11 protein-coding genes and 1 tRNA gene are annotated in these 16,938 nt (G+C 57.4%); 8 read left to right on the top strand and 4 right to left on the bottom strand.

Annotated elements, in window-relative coordinates; translation table 11 throughout:
• Positions 1-5 precede the first annotated feature (5 nt).
• A complete protein-coding gene (locus IEN85_RS12240) occupies positions 6-839 on the top strand; it encodes an energy transducer TonB family protein (RefSeq protein WP_191617373.1) in 834 nt (277 codons plus the stop codon).
• Between the two features lie 233 nt (positions 840-1,072).
• Here IEN85_RS12240 and IEN85_RS12235 read toward each other — a convergent pair whose 3' ends face one another.
• Both IEN85_RS12235 and IEN85_RS12230 read right to left on the bottom strand, forming a co-directional pair.
• The gene (locus IEN85_RS12235) at positions 1,073-1,693 is read right to left on the bottom strand and encodes a hypothetical protein (RefSeq protein ID WP_191617372.1); all 621 of its coding nucleotides are present in this window, start codon (positions 1,691-1,693) and stop codon (positions 1,073-1,075) included.
• The gene (locus IEN85_RS12230; protein ID WP_191617371.1) at positions 1,694-2,260 is read right to left on the bottom strand and encodes a peroxiredoxin; all 567 of its coding nucleotides are present in this window, start codon (positions 2,258-2,260) and stop codon (positions 1,694-1,696) included.
• A gap of 228 nt (positions 2,261-2,488) precedes the next feature.
• Between IEN85_RS12230 and pelA the strand changes: the two genes are divergently transcribed.
• The 7 genes from pelA to IEN85_RS12195 all read left to right on the top strand — a co-directional run bounded on the left by pelA (position 2,489) and on the right by IEN85_RS12195 (position 12,983).
• Positions 2,489-5,119 carry a pectate lyase gene (pelA, locus tag IEN85_RS12225; RefSeq protein WP_191617370.1) on the top strand — a complete coding sequence of 877 codons (2,631 nt, stop codon included), beginning with the start codon at positions 2,489-2,491 and terminating at the stop codon, positions 5,117-5,119.
• Between the two features lie 128 nt (positions 5,120-5,247).
• Positions 5,248-6,822 (top strand): carboxylesterase/lipase family protein, encoded by a 1,575-nt coding sequence (locus IEN85_RS12220; RefSeq protein WP_191617369.1) that lies wholly within the window; start codon positions 5,248-5,250, stop codon positions 6,820-6,822.
• A 148-nt stretch (positions 6,823-6,970) separates the two neighbouring features.
• A complete protein-coding gene (locus tag IEN85_RS12215) occupies positions 6,971-10,756 on the top strand; it encodes a hybrid sensor histidine kinase/response regulator (RefSeq protein ID WP_191617368.1) in 3,786 nt (1,261 codons plus the stop codon).
• A gap of 51 nt (positions 10,757-10,807) precedes the next feature.
• Entirely contained in the window at positions 10,808-11,158 is a 351-nt protein-coding gene (locus IEN85_RS12210) for a YkgJ family cysteine cluster protein (RefSeq protein ID WP_224772599.1), read from the top strand.
• Between the two features lie 123 nt (positions 11,159-11,281).
• Positions 11,282-12,355 (top strand): alkene reductase, encoded by a 1,074-nt coding sequence (locus tag IEN85_RS12205; RefSeq protein WP_191617367.1) that lies wholly within the window; start codon positions 11,282-11,284, stop codon positions 12,353-12,355.
• A gap of 179 nt (positions 12,356-12,534) precedes the next feature.
• On the top strand, positions 12,535-12,783 hold the full coding sequence (locus IEN85_RS12200; RefSeq protein WP_191617366.1) for a glutaredoxin family protein: 249 nt from the start codon (positions 12,535-12,537) through the stop codon (positions 12,781-12,783).
• Between the two features lie 124 nt (positions 12,784-12,907).
• Positions 12,908-12,983, top strand: a tRNA-Ala gene (locus IEN85_RS12195).
• 227 nt (positions 12,984-13,210) lie between these two features.
• On the opposite strand, the gene IEN85_RS12190 is transcribed toward IEN85_RS12195, so the two are convergent.
• Positions 13,211-14,662 carry a response regulator gene (locus IEN85_RS12190; RefSeq protein WP_191617365.1) on the bottom strand — a complete coding sequence of 484 codons (1,452 nt, stop codon included), beginning with the start codon at positions 14,660-14,662 and terminating at the stop codon, positions 13,211-13,213.
• 13 nt (positions 14,663-14,675) lie between these two features.
• The gene (locus IEN85_RS12185) at positions 14,676-16,733 is read right to left on the bottom strand and encodes a sensor histidine kinase (protein ID WP_191617364.1); all 2,058 of its coding nucleotides are present in this window, start codon (positions 16,731-16,733) and stop codon (positions 14,676-14,678) included.
• Positions 16,734-16,938 lie beyond the last annotated feature (205 nt).

Here is a 16,938-nt window from a genome sequence, read left to right as displayed (position 1 = left end):
AAGCGATGAACGACGTTCGCCTCGCCAACATGTTTTACGAGCAAAGGGGACCGCTGGTCTTCTCGGCGAGCGTGCATTTGGCCCTGTTGGTGGTGACTGCGATCTGGGTCCTGTTCTTTGCCGAGCAGGAGAAGGAACCTTTTCAATTCGAGCTGGTGCCGCCACCGTCGGGAGGAGCTGCCCAGCAGCAACAATCGCAGTCGCAGCCGACCCTCGAGGACATCAAGTACGACCCGGTGGAAGACAGCATGCCCACGCTCGACGACATCCAGGTGCCCGAGCGTCCGGTTCGCACCATCGAGGTGGAGGTCCCGCCCGAACCAAAGCCCGAGCCGGTAGTCAGGCGCGAGCAGCCAGTGGTGGAAGTGACTCCGCCCAAGCAGCAGCAGATGAGTCTCGAGGACTTTTTGAACCAGAATCCGGATGCGGACAAAATCAAGAACGTGCGCAAGAACCCGGCTCCTACCACAAACCGTCGTCCCAAGATCAACGTTCCGCAATTCGAAGGGATCCAGATCGGCAGCCTGCCCGCCGCGGAGATTGCTAGCTACAGCCAAGCAGACCAAGACGCCTTGGGCAGCTACATTGCTGGTTTCAAAGCGTCGCTCAAGCGAGCGGTCGCGAGCCATCCTTCGCGCGGGGCGAAGCTCTCGGCCTTGGTGGTGTGCGATATTTTGGCCAACGGTTCGGTGCGCAACGTGCGTATCGTGCGCAGCAGCGGAGACCGGGAATTCGACAACAAGGTGCTGGCCGGCTACGGACGTCTCGCTTCCTACGTTCCGCCGCCCAAGGGCCAGGCTTTGATGGGCTTGCAGATCGAGTTCGTGCAGCAGTGGTAGGGCGGACTGGTTCAGCCTGAGCTCCGTCGAAGGGCCCTGTCCGCAGCGTTGCATGATAATGGATCATGGTCGGAGCGATACGTTTGCGCGCGCTGCGGCTGTCTGGGCCAGACAGCCCTACCTCGGCTGAATGAGAGGGGGCGTGAACATTATCGTCGGCGCCTGATCCTGCCATGCGGGCCCTGGCTAAGGTGAGGGGTGTCGCCTGAGGCTTGGAACAGCGCTACGGATTTTCACACCTTTTGATAGGCGCAGAGATCGTTGTCGCCGTAATAGCAGAGCAAATACGCTCCGTCCGCTGCTACGGATTCGAAGAGGTCGAGGTGGGACTGTTGCTCCTCCGGCCAAGGGTAGGCGTAGAAGAGGTCGATATCGTCGAGCTGCCAGTCGCAGTCCTCGTAGGCGAAGCTCTCGCTGCGGGCGTTTGCGGGCGTCATCAGCTCGCGTCCGCCTTGCGTCTGCAAAAAGTCGAAACCTTTCGGCAAGAAGCTGCTTTCCAGAAAGAGGGCAGGAACTTGCTGTTGAGCGGCGAGGGTTCGGGAGCGTTTGACAAGTTCGGGTTCGATCTCGATGCCATGGGCCTCGTATCCTGACAACGATGCCAAGCAAGTCGCAATGCCCAGTCCGCTGCCCCATTCGCAGAAGCGATTGCCGAGAAGGAGCTCACCGTCCTTCAACGTTTTCAAGCCGCGGCAGACCAGCTCGTAGTCGGCGGGCAAGAAGCGAGGGATCCTCTTGTTCGCTCCCGTATCGAAAAAGTCGTTACAAAACAGGTCCGCAGCTTCGAGGAAGCTGCGGACCTTGGGGGAAAGCGGTTCCTTGGTGAGCTCGAGGTGGCGCTCGCGCAGGGGCATCTACTTATTCTTCTCGAGAACGGCGAGCACGGTGGCGGTGTCCTCGCGGGCGTTCACTTCCTCGTTCTTGTAGATGATCTTGCCGTCCTTGCCGATGATGAAGGTCCAGCGGGAAGTGGTGAGGTTGCGGAAAAAGGTGTGCATGTCGCCATTGACTTCGCGTTCCAGCGAGCCGCCGGCACGGGTAGGAACGCCGAAAATGGCGGCGATTGAGCCGTTGGGGTCGGAGAGAAGCGGGAAGTTCAAGTTGTGCGCTTCTTTGAAGAGGGATAGGCCTTTGACGGAGTCGCCGCTCACGCCGACTACGATGGCGTCTGCCTTGTCGAGGTTGGTGGAGTAGTCTCGGTAGGCGCAGGCTTGGGCGGTGCAGCCTCCGGTCATAGCCGCCGGGTAGAAGTAGACGACGATGTTCTTTTTGCCGAGGTGCTCGGCGACGGTCCAGATTTCGCCCGTGTCGTCGTTGGCGGCGAAATTGGCGACTTCGCTGCCGACCTCGAGGGCAGCGGAGGAAAGGGAAGCGGAGAGGGACATGGCGGAGAGGGTGAGCAGTTGCAGGAATTTCTTCATGTGGGGGGAGACGAACGGATCGTTGCTTTGCTTGTGGGGAACTTGCGCGGGAGCGGCAACTTCGTTTTTTGGGGGGCGCTTGCCGACGCGGCAATCCGCTAGAATCGAAAGGCCCGGCGCTTTTCTTCGTGACCTTTGCGGATGGCTTCGAGTAGTTTGCAACACGTGTAGGGTTTTGCGTTCCGAAGTCAGCTCCCTCACGCGTTTACCCCAAAGTTTCAGAGTTTTATGAACCGATTTTTTCAAGCGATATTCGCGGCGGCGTGGGCTGCCGTTTCTCTGCAAGCCTTTCCGGATTGGGACGATGCGCTCAGGCAATCGAGCGATTGGTACGGCTCCGCGGAAGCCGCCCAAGTGGCGGACTCGGTATTGGCCTACCAGACGGATTCCGGAGGCTGGCCCAAGAACCTGAACTTGGCGGAACCGCCTTCCGAGGCCTATCTTACAGGTAGCGAAAAGGCCCGCTATCCGACCATCGACAATGGCGGCACGACAACGCCCCTGTTTTATTTGGCCCGCGTGAACGCTGCCCAGCCAGACGCGAAGTGGCGGGCTGCCATGCAGCGTGGCATCGACTACTTGCTGGAGGCCCAGTACGAGAATGGGGGCTGGCCCCAGTTTTATCCGCTGCGCGAGGGATACTACTCTCACATCACCTACAACGACAACGCCATGGTGCGGGTGATGCGGGTACTGGAAGAAGTCAGCAGTGGAGAATCGGTTTGGACCTGGGTAGACGAGGCGACCAAGCAGCAGGCAGCTGCAGCGGTTGAGAAGGGAATTGAGTGCATTTTGGCGACCCAGGTGCGAGTGGATGGGCAATTGACGGTTTGGTGCGCCCAACACGACGTGGAAACCTTGGCTCCCGCCAAGGCTCGGGCTTTCGAGCTTGTTTCGCTTTCCGGCGGCGAATCGGTGGAGATCGTGCGTTTCTTGATGGACATCGAAACTCCGTCCCCGCGGGTGGTCGCCGCGATCGAAGGCGCGGTCGCTTGGTTCAGCAAGGTGGCCATACCTGGAATGAGCTCGGAATTGGTCCGAGATGCCAATGGAGAGAGGGACCGGATTCTGAAGGAGTCTCCGGGAGAGGACCTCTGGGCCCGCTTCTATGAAATTGGAACGAATCGCCCCATTTTTGTGGGCAGGGACAGCGTGGTTCGCTACGAGCTATCGGAGATCGAGCAAGAGCGTCGCGGAGGCTACGGGTACTACGGAAGCTGGCCGAAGGATATGATTTCGAAGGAATACCCGGAATGGCGCAGTCGCCTGGCCCTGCAGTCGGAAGGTCCCGTACTCTACTTGGTGGGCGACTCCACCATGGCGGACAAGCCACGTCCTACCACGCCGGAGAAAGGCTGGGGGCAATTGCTGCGCGAGTATGCCTTGTTGCCGCTGCGGGTCGACAATCATGCGAGGAATGGCCGCAGCACCAAGTCGTTCATCGATGAAGGGCGCTGGGACGAGGTGGTGAGCCGACTCAAGGAAGGGGACTGGGTGTTGATCCAGTTCGGCCACAATGACGAGAAGGAGCACAAGCCGTCGGTCTATGCGGAGGCGCATACCAGCTATCGGGACAATTTGAGGCGGATGGTCCGCGAGACGCGGGCGAAGGGGGCGAATCCCATCCTCGCCACCTCCGTGGCGCGGCGAAAGTGGGACGACGCGGGCGAGCGCATGGTGCCCACTCATGGCGACTACCCTCTGGTAGTGCGGCAGGTTGCTGAGGCTGAAAAGGTGCCGATGCTGGAGATGGAAACCTTGACCACCGCACTCGAGGAGTCGAAGGGCGTCGAGGGGTCCAAGAAATTGCACCTCTGGTTCGAGGCGGGGGAACTGGCGATCCGGCCCGAGGGGCTGAGCGACAACACCCACTACTCGCGCTTGGGAGCTCGCGAGGTGGCTGCGTTGGCCATCGGGGAAATGCGGCGCTTGGAGCTGCCGATCGCTCGGTATTTCGCCGACGCGCTCGTGGCCCGAGACGGTTCGGGGGACTGGGATTCGGTCGAGCAGGCAATTTATAAGGCGCCGCAAGGTCCGGAGGGATCGCCGCGCTGGATCATCCGCGTCAAGCACGGAGAGTACCGCGAGCGGGCTTACGTGCAGCGCGAGCGCGGCAACATCCGCTTGGTGGGAGATTCTCCGGAAACGACTGTATTGGTGGAAGGGATACACGCAAACATGATCGGACCCGACGGGAAGAAGCTGGGCACCTTTCGCACGCCGACCCTGCAGGTCGACGGGGAAGGCTTTCAGGTACACTCTATGACGATCGCCAACGACGCCGGGCCGGTTGGCCAAGCCTTGGCCCTGCGCGTGGACGGCGATGGCGTGGTTTTCCGCGATTGCGTCTTCAAAGGTTGGCAGGACACGATTTTCGTGAACCGAGGCCGCCACTATTTTGAAAACTGCTATATCGAGGGGCACGTTGACTTCATCTTCGGCGGAGGGCTTTCGGTCTTCGAAAACTGTCACATCCACTGCCTCAAGGACGGATACATCACGGCTGCGGCGACTCCAGCCCAGCAGGAATATGGCATGGTGTTTCTGGACTGTCGCATCACGGGTGAGCCGGGGGTTAGAACCTATTTGGGACGGCCTTGGCGGGCTCACGCCCAAACGGTTTTTGTTCGCACGGAAATGTCGGAGGTGGTCCGCTCGGCGGGCTGGCACAATTGGACGGGACCGGAGCGCGAGAAGACTGCTCGCTATGCGGAATACGGCAGCTACGGGGAGGGCGGCGACATGGGGGAACGCGTGAGCTGGGCACGCCAGCTTTCGCGCAAGGAAGCGAAGGAGCTGGAGGTGAACGCGATCTTCGAGTCGGGAGAGCCGGTCGCTCCATTTGCCCCAAAGCCCTGAGCCGAGGGAGCAGGATTAAACTGCAATAGTGAATGAGAAGGGGCGGTTCCGGCGCCGCGTCTTGTCTTTCACGCAAGCATGGCGCTTTGTGGAGCCGTCACTCCTTTTAGTTTTACCCCGAAGCTCCTATGAAACGACTGCTCCCGCTCGTCCGTCCCTTTTCGCTGGCATTTCTCTTTTGCCTGCTCTCCGCTCACTCCCAGGCCAGTCAGGTGAAAGTGACGGGTGGCATCGTGGAGGGGGAAGCGAGTCCTGACGGGGAGGTTCTCTCCTTCAAAGGCATTCCTTACGCGGCGCCGCCTGTGGGCGACTTGCGCTGGAAGCGGCCCCAGCCGGTCCGTCCATGGCAGGGCGTGCGGGATGCCACGAAATTTGGTCCGCGGGCCATGCAAAAGCGCATCTGGGATGACATGTTTTTCTACGACGAGGGACCGAGCGAGGATTGCCTCTACCTCAACGTTTGGAGCCCTGCGGCGCCGCAAGGAAAGAAGCTGCCGGTCATGTTTTGGATCCACGGGGGAGGCTTCTTTGCGGGAGGCACATCGGAGCCTCGGCAGAATGGGCACCAGTTGGCTCGCAAGGAGGTGATCGTCGTCAGCGTCGGCTACCGCATGGGGATCTTTGGCTTTATGGCCCATCCGGAATTGACGGAGGAGTCAGCCGTTGGAGCCTCCGGTAACTATGGCCTGCTCGACATGGTGGCGGCATTGGAGTGGGTGCAGGAAAACATCGCGGCTTTTGGCGGCGATCCGGGGAACGTGACCATCTTTGGAGAGTCAGCGGGATCGTGGGCGGTCAGCTCCCTGATGGCCACGCCCTTGTCCGAGGGACTTTTCCACAAGGCGATTGCCCAAAGCGGGGCGGTGTTGAGCCCGTGGCGGCAGCCACCCTCGAGATTGGAGGCCGAAGCGACCGCGGTGGGATTTCTCGAAGAGCACTTCGGCGGGGCCACCTTGGAATCGCTTCGGGAGCTCCCGGCGGACAAGTTGATCGACGTCTTCTGGGCGGAAGGGCTTGGGAAATTCTCTGTTTGCGAGGACGGCTATTTTTTCCCGAAGTCCCCGAGCGAGATCTTCGCCCGAGGCGAACAGCGCCCTGTGCCCTTGGTGGTTGGCTGGAATCTGGACGAGAGCGGACCGGAGGGCTTCCTGCGAGGGGCGCCTGCGACTCCGGAAGGTTTCCAGGCTCGAGCCAAAGAGGAATTTGGTGAAAGGGCGGATGCGTTTCTGGAAGTCTATGCGGCCGCCACTCCGGAGGAAGTGAAGCGCGCCGCAGCGGACTACGCGGGGGATCGTTTCATAGGCTTCGGCACTTGGAAGCTTGCCGAGGAGCACGCTCGGACCTCGGGCGCTCCCGTTTATCGCTATCGTTTCGACCAGCTGTTGCCGCTGCCGGAGGGCGCTCGAGCGGATGCCCAAGCGAGGGCGGCCCACTCCTGGGAGATAGAGTACGTTTTCGATGTCATCGATTCCAAGGACCTTCCATGGCGGAGCGAAGACTACGAGGTCGCTCGATTGATGTCCTCTTACTGGACCCAGTTCGCCAAGACGGGCGATCCCAATGCTGAGGGGCTTCCCCGATGGCCCGCCTACGCGGCGGAAAATGACAAGCCAGTGTTGCACATCGACGAGAGCCCGGAGCTTCAGCTGGATACGCACCGGAGCCGTTACGAATTTTTGGAGACCCTGCCTGTCGACTTGTAAAGGTTCTTGGAACCCGGCCTACGGGCCTTTGTGAAAAAACTTATAATCGTTTGACGATGCCCCCTTGCAAGGGGGGCGCCGCCTTTGAGCGCGTTGACAAGCGAGGGCGCTCGGAGGAGCCTAGGACGCTGATTTCACGGATTTTCCCATGCGTTTTCGATCGTTGCTGTTCTGTTTGCTCCTCTGCTCCTCTATCGGAGTAGCCTGGTCGCAGGGCGACAAGAAGTTCACGCGTCTCGGAGTGGAAGACGGCTTGTCCCAAAGTTGGGTGCGGAAGCTGGCCCAAGATTCGCACGGCTTCATGTGGTTCGGCACCAAGGACGGCTTGAATCGCTACGACGGTCGGGACTTCAGGGTCTACCGGCCCGAGTCGGAAAACATGCGTGGCCTCGAAAGCGGATCGATCAACGAGCTCTACCTCGACGCGGCCCAGACGCTTTGGGTTTGCACTTTGGGCGGGGTCTTCCGTTACGACGAGGAACTGGATCGCTTCGAGCTTTTCGAGCCGATTGGACGGGCCACGGTGAGTACGGTGCTTCAGGCCTGGGATGGCAGCTATTGGTTTGGCACGCCCAACGAATTGTTTCGCTACGAACCGGATTCGGGCGAGTTGAAGCGTTATTTGCACGAGGCGGACGACCCCGCGAGTTTGCCGAGCAATATCGTATGGAACTTGCTCGAGGACAGGAGGAAGCGCCTGTGGATCGGAACGGATGAAGGGCTCTGCCTCTACGACCGGAGAAACGACTCCTTCACTCGTTTGGACGACGCTCAGGGGGCGGGAGATCGCTGGGTGCAATCGATGTTGGAAGACGATTGGGGCCGCGTTTGGGTCGGGACCGAGGACTCCATTTACCTCTACGAATTAGGGGATTGGGGCAGCATGAAGGTCGAGAAGGTGATGGATATTCGAGGGCAATGTATCGCTGAAGACCAGAACGGGGACATCTGGCTCGGGCATGCTTCGGCGCAGGGGCTCACCTTTTGGGAAATAGCTGACGAAACGGGGGACCTGTTGGAGAAGGAGCGCTATTTCAACCGACTTCACGACGAGCGGAGCTTAAGCGCGGATGGGGTTGATTGTATTTACGTGGATGATACGGGAGGGGTATGGATTGGCACCTATGGAAACGGAGCCAACTACTTCTCGGGCGCTCAGAAGCGTTTCGTGACCACAAAAATCCATGATACCGATGGAGATCTCGACGTGGGGGAACAGGTGAATTCCGTGCTGATCGATGGCGAGCAACGTTGGGTGGGGACAGAACGTGGACTTGTTCGCTATGACGGTACGACGGACACCTTCCACGAATACAAGTCGATTGCGGAAGACCCCAGCACGATTGGTGCGGATGCGGTGTATCAGATTTTTAAGGACTCGAGAGGCGATATTTGGGTGGGCGCGTGGGCGGGAGGTCTCAATCGATACGTTCCGGAGAGCGATTCCTTTGTCCGCTATCTAAACGACCCAAGCGATCCGAATAGCCTGAGCAACAACAATGTATTTTGCATCTACGAAGACCGAAATGGCTATTTGTGGATAGGCACGGTAGGAGGGGGACTCAACCAGTTTGATCCCGAAAACGAGACGTTTGTCCGTCATGTGCACGACCCTGAAGACAGTCGATCAATCAATAGCCAGTACATAAACGACATCGAAGAGGACGAAATTGGAAACCTTTGGATTTCTACCTATAGCTCTCTCGATAAGTATGATCCAGGTCTTGGATACTTTCAGCATTTTAGTCATACAGGGGATCCTTTGCCGCAAAACCGCGGCGATCTGGAAGTTGTTTTCTTCGATAGCCTTAACCAGCTCTGGCTGGGAACCGAAGTCGGGCTGATCTCTTTCGACCCAGACGCGCAACGATATACCCGCTACAGCGTATCCGACGGCCTGCCAAACAATTCGATCAAGTCGATTAGCGAAGATAGTAGAGGCAACCTCTGGATCACGACGAACCAAGGGTTGTCGCAGTTCGTCGATGGGGTTAGTGTTCCGGCTCGACCGCGCTTTATCAATTATGACCGCAAGGACGGTTTGCAGTCGAAGGAGTTCGTCAAGCGCTCCAGCTTTGTCGCTGCGGACGGTCAAATATGGGTGGGGGGCGTCTCCGGTTTGACTCATTTTCGCCCGGACGAGATCGAGCCCAATTTAAGTTTGCCCAAGGTCGTAATCACGGACCTGAGCGTATTGAATCGAAAGGTGTTTCCTAGCCCGGAAGCAGGTCCCTTGAGCAAGGAACCGTATCTCTTGGATGAGGTTAAGCTCAGGTACGAGGACTCGGTTTTCTCCTTTCGGTTTTCGTCGCTTGTGTATCCACGCAACGATGACGTCGAGTATGCCTACATGCTGGAGGGATTCGATGAAGCCTGGCAGTATGTGAGAGGGGCGTCCACCGCGATCTATACGAATCTCGACCCGGGCCGCTATACCTTTCGTGTAAAGTCGTCGAACAGCGATGGGATCTGGGGGGACAATGCGGAGACGATTTTCGTTACCATCGCTCCTGCGTGGTGGAAGTCTATCTGGTTCCGCTTGTTCGGATTGCTCGTGGTGGGATTGGCTCTTTTTCTCGCTTACCGCCTGCGCGTGATTTCGCTGAAGCGTTCGAGGCTCGCTCTCGCGAAAAGCGTCGAGGATCGCACGCGCGAGCTCGCGGAAGCCAAGGAGGAGCTGTCGCTGCAGAACGAAGAGCTTAAAGTGCATCGGGCCCATCTGGAGGAGCTGGTGGAAGCCCGAACGAGGGAACTCAAGGCAGCCCGTGACAAGGCGGAGGTTTCGGATCGCTTGAAGTCCGCATTCATCGGTAACATGTCGCATGAGATCAGGACTCCCTTGAACGCGATTATGGGCTTCTCGCAGTTGATAGCGATGGAGGCCGAGGGGCGAGGCGAATTCGACAACTACAGCAATTGTATCCGGGAGAACACGGAGATGCTGGTTCAGTTGCTCAATGACATCCTCGATTTTTCTATTTTCGAGTCGGAGAAGCTGACCCTCAACTACGAGACGATCGACGCTTGGATGCTGTTCCACGAATTGAGCGTGGATATTGGGCAGCTGGTCAAGAGCCGAGCGCCCGCGGGGGTGGAGTACGTCGCGGACGACAGGCTAGGGGACGGGCTTACCGTTCGCTTCGAAGCCGACAAGGTTCGAGTTCGCCAGATTCTGCTCAACCTTGCAACGAACGCCTGCAAGTTTACCGAGCAAGGCATCGTGAGTTTTGGGATGTCGCTTAATCGAGAGACGAAGACATTGAAGTATTGGGTGGAAGATACTGGGGTTGGGATCGCCCCCTCTGAGCACGAGGCTGTCTTTGAACGCTTTCACAAAATCATCGACAACACTAAGTCCTTCGCCAAAGGCACGGGATTGGGGCTCGCAATTTGTCGGCGCCTTTCGGACGAACTCGGGTTCCAGCTCAGCCTCAAGTCCGAGCTTGGAAAAGGCTCTGTATTCACGGTCGAGATACCAGTTGAGCTTGTTGCGGAATCATCACAATCTCGAAAACCTAGCAAACAGCTCGGCGGTTTGCTTCCAGAGTTGGACTTGGTGGGGCGGCGGATTCTCGTCGCCGAAGACATCGTGAACAACTATACTATCTTGGAACGCTTCTTGGAACCCACTGGAGCCCGTTTAATTCATGCTCTGGACGGGGAGCAGGCGATTCGCCAGTTCCGTGAATTCGAGGGCAAGATCGACCTGTTGCTACTTGATATTTCGATGCCGAATCTCGGAGGAATTGAAGCGTTGAAAGCCATTCGCGAGATGGATCCGGACGTGCCCGCGATTGCGCTGACGGCGCATGCCTTCAAGAACGACGTGGATGCGCTGCTTGACGCGGGATTCCAGAGTTGCCTCACGAAGCCCGTGGAGCGGAAGCACTTGTTTCGCGAGATCGCCGGCTTTCTCGATTCGATGCCCTCATGATTGGCTACGATGACTCCTTGACTCATTCGCTTTGCAGATTGGTATAGCCCCATGTCCTCAGATGTGAATATGCCGCTGGCGGGCGAAACGGATGCGCTCGATTGCACGGACTGCGGGGCCTGTTGTCGTTGCTATCCTATTTTCGCAAGCGTAAGCGATGCTGAACGCGAACCGCTCGTATCGGAAAAGTGCGTACGCGTTGACGACTTTCTAGGGAAGGGAGAGGTTGCTTATCGCATGTATCCATTGGCCCATACGCAGGGCTGCGCCTTTTTGGGCGAAAACCAACTCTGCGCTATCTATGAAAGCCGGCCGGAGGTTTGCCGTCGATTCGAGCGTGGCAGCGACCAGTGCCTGCGGGCGAGGGAGCGCGTGGGAGTGGGAAAAGATCGAAAGCGGTAGATAGCGATTGCGGGTCCGTTTCTGCTGTGACCGAGACGTGGCAAAGAAATCGTGCAACACCTGCAGTTGAGCGGCTGTTCTTGTCGTAGAGGAAAGCAGCTTCAAAACAACTTAGATCCAAGTATGAATACTTTGCACGACCCGATTAAGATAGGAGCCTGGGAACTCCCGAACAGAATCATCATGGCGCCGCTCACGCGTTGCCGCGCGAGCGAAGGACGCGTTCCCAACGCTTTGATGGCCGAATACTATGCTCAACGGGCGACAGCCGGCTTGATCATTTCGGAGGCGACGTCCGTCGATCCGATGGGGGTTGGCTACGCGAACACTCCTGGGATTTGGTCGGAGGAGCAGGTCGAAGGCTGGAAGCAAGTGACCCAGGCGGTACACGATGCGGGCGGGCAAATCATTTTGCAGCTCTGGCATGTGGGGCGCATCTCGGATCCGGTTTACCTGGACGGCAAGTTGCCGGTCGCCCCTTCGGCCGTCAAACCGGCAGGCCACGTCAGCCACATTCGTCCGGAAAAGGAATTCGAGACGCCCCGAGCATTGGAGACGGAGGAGATTCCTGCGATTGTAGAGGCCTTTCGAAAAGGGGCTGAGAACGCCAAGCGAGCCGGCTTCGACGGCGTTGAGATCCATGGGGCCAACGGTTACCTTCTGGACCAGTTTTTGCAGGATTCGACCAACAAGCGCAGCGACGTGTATGGCGGCTCTGTTGAAAACCGCGCCCGCTTGATGCTCGAGGTGGCGGATGCGGTGATTTCCGTTTGGGGGTCGGACCGGGTCGGAATGCACCTAGCTCCTGCCTGTGACGCCCATGACATGGGTGATTCGAATCCGTCCGAAACGTTTGGATACGTTGCGGAAGAACTCGGCAAGCGCGGAATCGCCTTCATCTTTACCCGCGAGTCTGTGAGCGAGGACAGCGTGAGTCTCGAAATGAAGCGGAAGTTCGGCGGTACTTACATCGCTAACCAAGGGCTCACCGCCGAATCCGGAGCGAAGCTTGTGTCGGAAGGTATCGCGGACGCAGTCTCTTACGGGCAGCTCTTTATCGCCAATCCAGATTTGGTGCGAAGGCTCAAGGAAAATGCCCCGCTCAACGAACCCGATCCGGACACTTTCTACAGCCCCAAGAAAGAGGACCCCGTAGGCTACGTCGATTACCCTAGCCTCGAGGAAACGCTCGCTTAGGCGCGTCGCTCGAGACGAAGCGGAGTCGGACTGGGCTTGCTCCCAGGGCCCTTGATTTTCGATTTCCCCAGGAATGCCATGAATCGCGCGAGCGTTCTGATGACTGGGGAGGTCGTTCTCGGTTTGACTAGATGCAGCCCTCAGTCGATTTGTACGTTCACTATCGGGTAGAGAACACCATGAAAGAGAAACCAATCGTTTACGTTAAGTCTGGATGCCCTTGGTGCATCGAAGCTGAAGCTTACCTCAAGAAGAAAGGGATCGAATACACCGTGAAGGAAGTACGGTCCGATCCAGCTGCCATGGCGGAGATGGTCGAGATCTCCGGTCAAAGCAAAGCTCCCACCATGAAGTTGGGCGGTGCAGTGCTAGCGGACTTCGGCGTGGAGGAGCTGGTCCCATTTCTCGCCGAGCAGGGAGTGAGCTAGAGCGCGAGCTCTCATCGGAGGGTTGTCGGAGCCCAAAATCTCGGCTTGCGCAAAATCCTTCAACTTTCTCCAAAATTTCTCTTGCCAAGGGACTGATTCGTTGCCGTTTTAGCGACTCTGTTTTGGGGCCGTAGCTCAGTTGGAAGAGCGCCTGCATGGCATGCAGGAGGTCGTCGGTTCGATCCCGATCGGCTCCACCAGTTTTCCGTTCGAAGGGTAGCGGGGAACGACGGCTGTCAAAGCACAGCATTACGAGGGGGTTCCCATCTCAGCTCACCTGCCTGATGCCGCTCCGGGGTGCGATACCTTTGAGGCCAGGAACGACGGGATGGCTTCGGGCGGATAGCAGTCGTCGGTGCGGTTCTAGGGGGCGGCGTAGCTGATGTAGGGATTCTCTGGCTAGGTTTGAGGTAGAGGCGCCGGCTGCTCAGGCTTGGATGGGAAAAGAAAGGGTGAGCTGCACTCCGTCGGTTTGAGAGTGGTTCTCGATTTTGCAAGTGCCGCCGGCAGTCCATACGTTTGCGGCTATCAGCGATAGCCCAAGGCCCATGCCGGCTATTTCGCCTGTTACATAGCGATCGGCTTGCCAGTAGGGCTTCCAAGCGTTGGCGAGCTCGTCCTTGCTCAATGGATACGAGTTGTTTTGAAACACGATGAGAACCCGTTGCGGATCTTCTGCCTTTTTGATGTAGCAATCGATGGAAACGGTGGCTCCGCGATGGAATTTGATCGCGTTTTCCACAATTTCTCGAAGGCAGGCATCGAAGGCATGCCCTGAGATGTGGATGGAGTCGTCTGGAGCGAATGTGGCTTCTTGGAAGACTTCAAAGTGGAAGGGCGAGGTTTCTGCAAGGCGTTGAATGTGGATCCTGGCGTCGGCGATTTTCAGTAAATTGCGCGGATTGCGTTCGGCTTCGAGGAAGCTGAGGATGGAGTGGATGTCGTACTCGAGGCGGTCGATGCCTTTTTTTTGGATAGCTTGGATTTGGGTGATGCGCTCGGGGGTGGGGTCCCTGGTATCGAGTAGTTGGTGGGCGGCCTTGATAGCGTTTAGGGGAGTGAGCAGCTTGTGCGTGATCATGCGGGAGAAGGTGTGCTTCTCTTGAAACGATATGATTCGGTCCGAGATGTCCTCTAGGCGCAGGAAATGTTGTCCGATTTGGCTGAGGCCGAGATCTTGGAAGGTAACTCGTATCCATTTAGCCGCTTGTTCGTTTTGGGCGGACCGAACGAGGATGAAGGGGTCGAGTTCTCTGGATTCCGTTTGATGCTCTATCTTGGTTTCGATGTCATCGGGTTGAATCGTGAATAGCTTCCTCGCCGTATCGAAAAAATGGGGATTTTGCTGAGTCTCTTCTGGGGAGAGTTGCAGCATGTTTTCCGCCGCTGTATTGGAGGACAAGATACGGTTGTCTGCGTCGATAACCACATATCCGCGGTGGGATTGGGCCACGACCAACTCGAACTTCTGTCGCTCGTCGCAGAGTTTTCTGAATCGGTTGAGGCGAAGGATACTGCGGATTCGGGAACGCAGTTCGATCTTGCTTATGGGCTTGGACAGAAAGTCGTCGGCGCCTGCGTCGATGCCTTGGATCATCGATTCCTCGTCGTCCAAGGCGGTGATCATGATGATCGGTATTTCGGAGATATGGGGCGTGCTGCGGATCTTTTGGCAAACCTCGAAGCCGTTCATGCCGGGCATCATGACGTCGAGCAATATGACGTCGGGGGTGTGCGTTTCGAGCACCTGGAGGGCGGTGGTTCCGCTGTCCGCGAGGAGGAAACGGTAGTTTTCTTGAGTGAGTAGAGCCTCTATTGAGCGTCTGGCTCCGAGGTTGTCGTCGACTACGAGAATCGTGGACAGTGGGCTGAGGGGCATTGCGGGAATTGGATTAGCGTAGGATCTGCGAGAGCAGGGATCGGGAAATGGGCTTGCAGCTGCAGGTATCGAAGCCGAGGCGACGGGCAGCGGTGTGGTTGTCGGGTAAATCGAGAGATCCGATGGCGACCCATTTAGTGCGCTTCCAGGCGGGGAGCTTTTGAGCGCTGGCGATCCAGTCGGTCCCGTGGGAGGCGATGATGTTCAAGTCGACGATGATCGACCGGGGGGCGACTTGGTCATGGTAGGCGGATATCTCGTTGGGCAAGGCGATGATGGGGGTGAAGTCGGTGAATTGCTTGATTTGCTCTTCGATGCGCCGCGCAGAAAGCTCGTTTTCGTCTACAATAAGCAAAAGGTTCTGTACGGCCTTGGGGTCGCTCGCGATTTCGGCGAGACTGGCTCGCTCTGCGGATTCGCCGTCGTCGCGTGGCTGCTGAAGCGGCAAGGTTACGGTGAAAGTGGAGCCGAGGTCTGGTTGGGAATGTACGCGGAGGCCGCCTCCGTGCAGTTCGACGAATTTGGATGCGATCGCCAGTCCTAGTCCGGTTCCTTCGTATTGGCGGGAGAGGGAGTCGTCGAGTTGAGTGAAAGGTGAGAAGATTTTTGCGAAGTCGGATTCGTTGATGCCGATGCCGTGGTCGATGATGTGAAAGGCGAGGGCCTGCATGTCAGGGTCCTCCTGGATACGCAGCGTTACATCGGTGTTCGGTTTGGCGAACTTGACGGCGTTGACCAGAAGGTTGAGCAGGATTTGGCGCAAGCGTTTAGCGTCAACTTCAAGGCTGTCTCGCTCTGTATCTATCTCAAGGATACACGATACGTTTTTTAGTGAAGCTTCTTGCTCGATCATTCGTATCGAAGATCTTGCGACATCCTCTACGCTGGTCTGGGCAAATTTCAGGTTCATCTTCCCCAACTCAATCTTCGAGAGGTCGAGAATGTCATTGATCAGCGATTGGAGGTGCTTGCTGGAGTCGGTGACGATCTCGAGGTGTTCGTGCTGTTTGGCGTTGAGGTCGCCGAACGTGCCTTCCAAGAGAGCGTGCGTGAGGCTGACGATGGAATTGAGAGGAGTGCGCAGCTCGTGTGAGATGTTGGAAAGGAAGTAGGACTTCGCCTTGTTCGAGGATTGGGCGACTACTGCGAGTTTCTTGGCCTTTTCGATACCCTTGCGGATTTCGATGTTACTTTGCTCTAGCTTTTCCTTGGAGGACTCAAGTTCGTTGAATGCTGCGATGAGTCGATTTTCCGAATGAATTCGATTGGTGACATCTTGGATGATGCCGACGACTGCAACTGGGTTTCCATCGGAGTCGAGTAGTTGGGTTTTCGATATATCCGCGATGAAGTTGCTCCTTGTTATGCCTTTGCTTGGAAAGATCGCTCGATTTCGGTTGAAGCCGTTTGGCATCTCCCGAAAGACGTCTTGAACCAGCGGGTCGTCGAATAGCTTCGCGATCGGTTTGCCGAGCACTTCTTGTTTGTTGCGCAGAAAAAGACGCTCCATTTCGGAGTTCCAAACGGTGATGCGACCGTCGGTCTGCAATTCGAGAACGTAGACGCCGATATCAAGCATCTCCACTGCTGCGGCGAGAAACTCGGTCCCGCTGTCGCTATCTCCCAGTTTTATGAAGGAGGGATGGGCGTTTGGGACTGTTTCGTTGGAAGATGGCTTGCGGGACGGCTGGCGCGGATCGGTTTGGCGCGAGTATGCGACGACGATGAGAGCAGCTTCTTCCACGCTTGTCTTACGCAAATCGATCGCAGCGGTGTATCCTGCGGCTATGATTTCAGCGATACGGACGGCGCTCAGATCACGACCGAAGGCGACGTGGGCGCCGGCGAAGTCGGTCCCTAGGATGGGGAACTGGGTCGGCAACCAGGTACAGCGGACAAGCGAATCGCCAAGTAGGATGTCGGGAGCGAGATTGACCTCCCGAAAGCGCAGGCAGTCGCAACCGTGGGTGTTGGTGATTTCGCGCCGCAAGGCGTCGCCAACTTTGTCAGGAAATGCGATCAGCTCAACTCTCTGGGTACGGGGAAGTTCGGGGCGAGGAGAGAGAGTCATTTTCCGTGCGGTGGGACGAAAGGGATAGAACTACAGCAGTAAAGGAGAGGCGACTTGTTTCGCTGCGCAAGCGTGGGCAAAGGTCTACCAGCAAACCTTGAAGTCAAGCTAGGTCAAAGCCTTTTGGCTATTCAGTGTGAACAGCGCGAGCGGCTAGGCTTTGCCACGAAAATTGCACTTCGTCGCTCTCGTGATCGCGCTGCTG

Source organism: Pelagicoccus enzymogenes, from assembly GCF_014803405.1.
Lineage (GTDB): Bacteria > Verrucomicrobiota > Verrucomicrobiia > Opitutales > Opitutaceae > Pelagicoccus > Pelagicoccus enzymogenes.
This window is presented reverse-complemented; position numbering and strand designations above follow the sequence as displayed.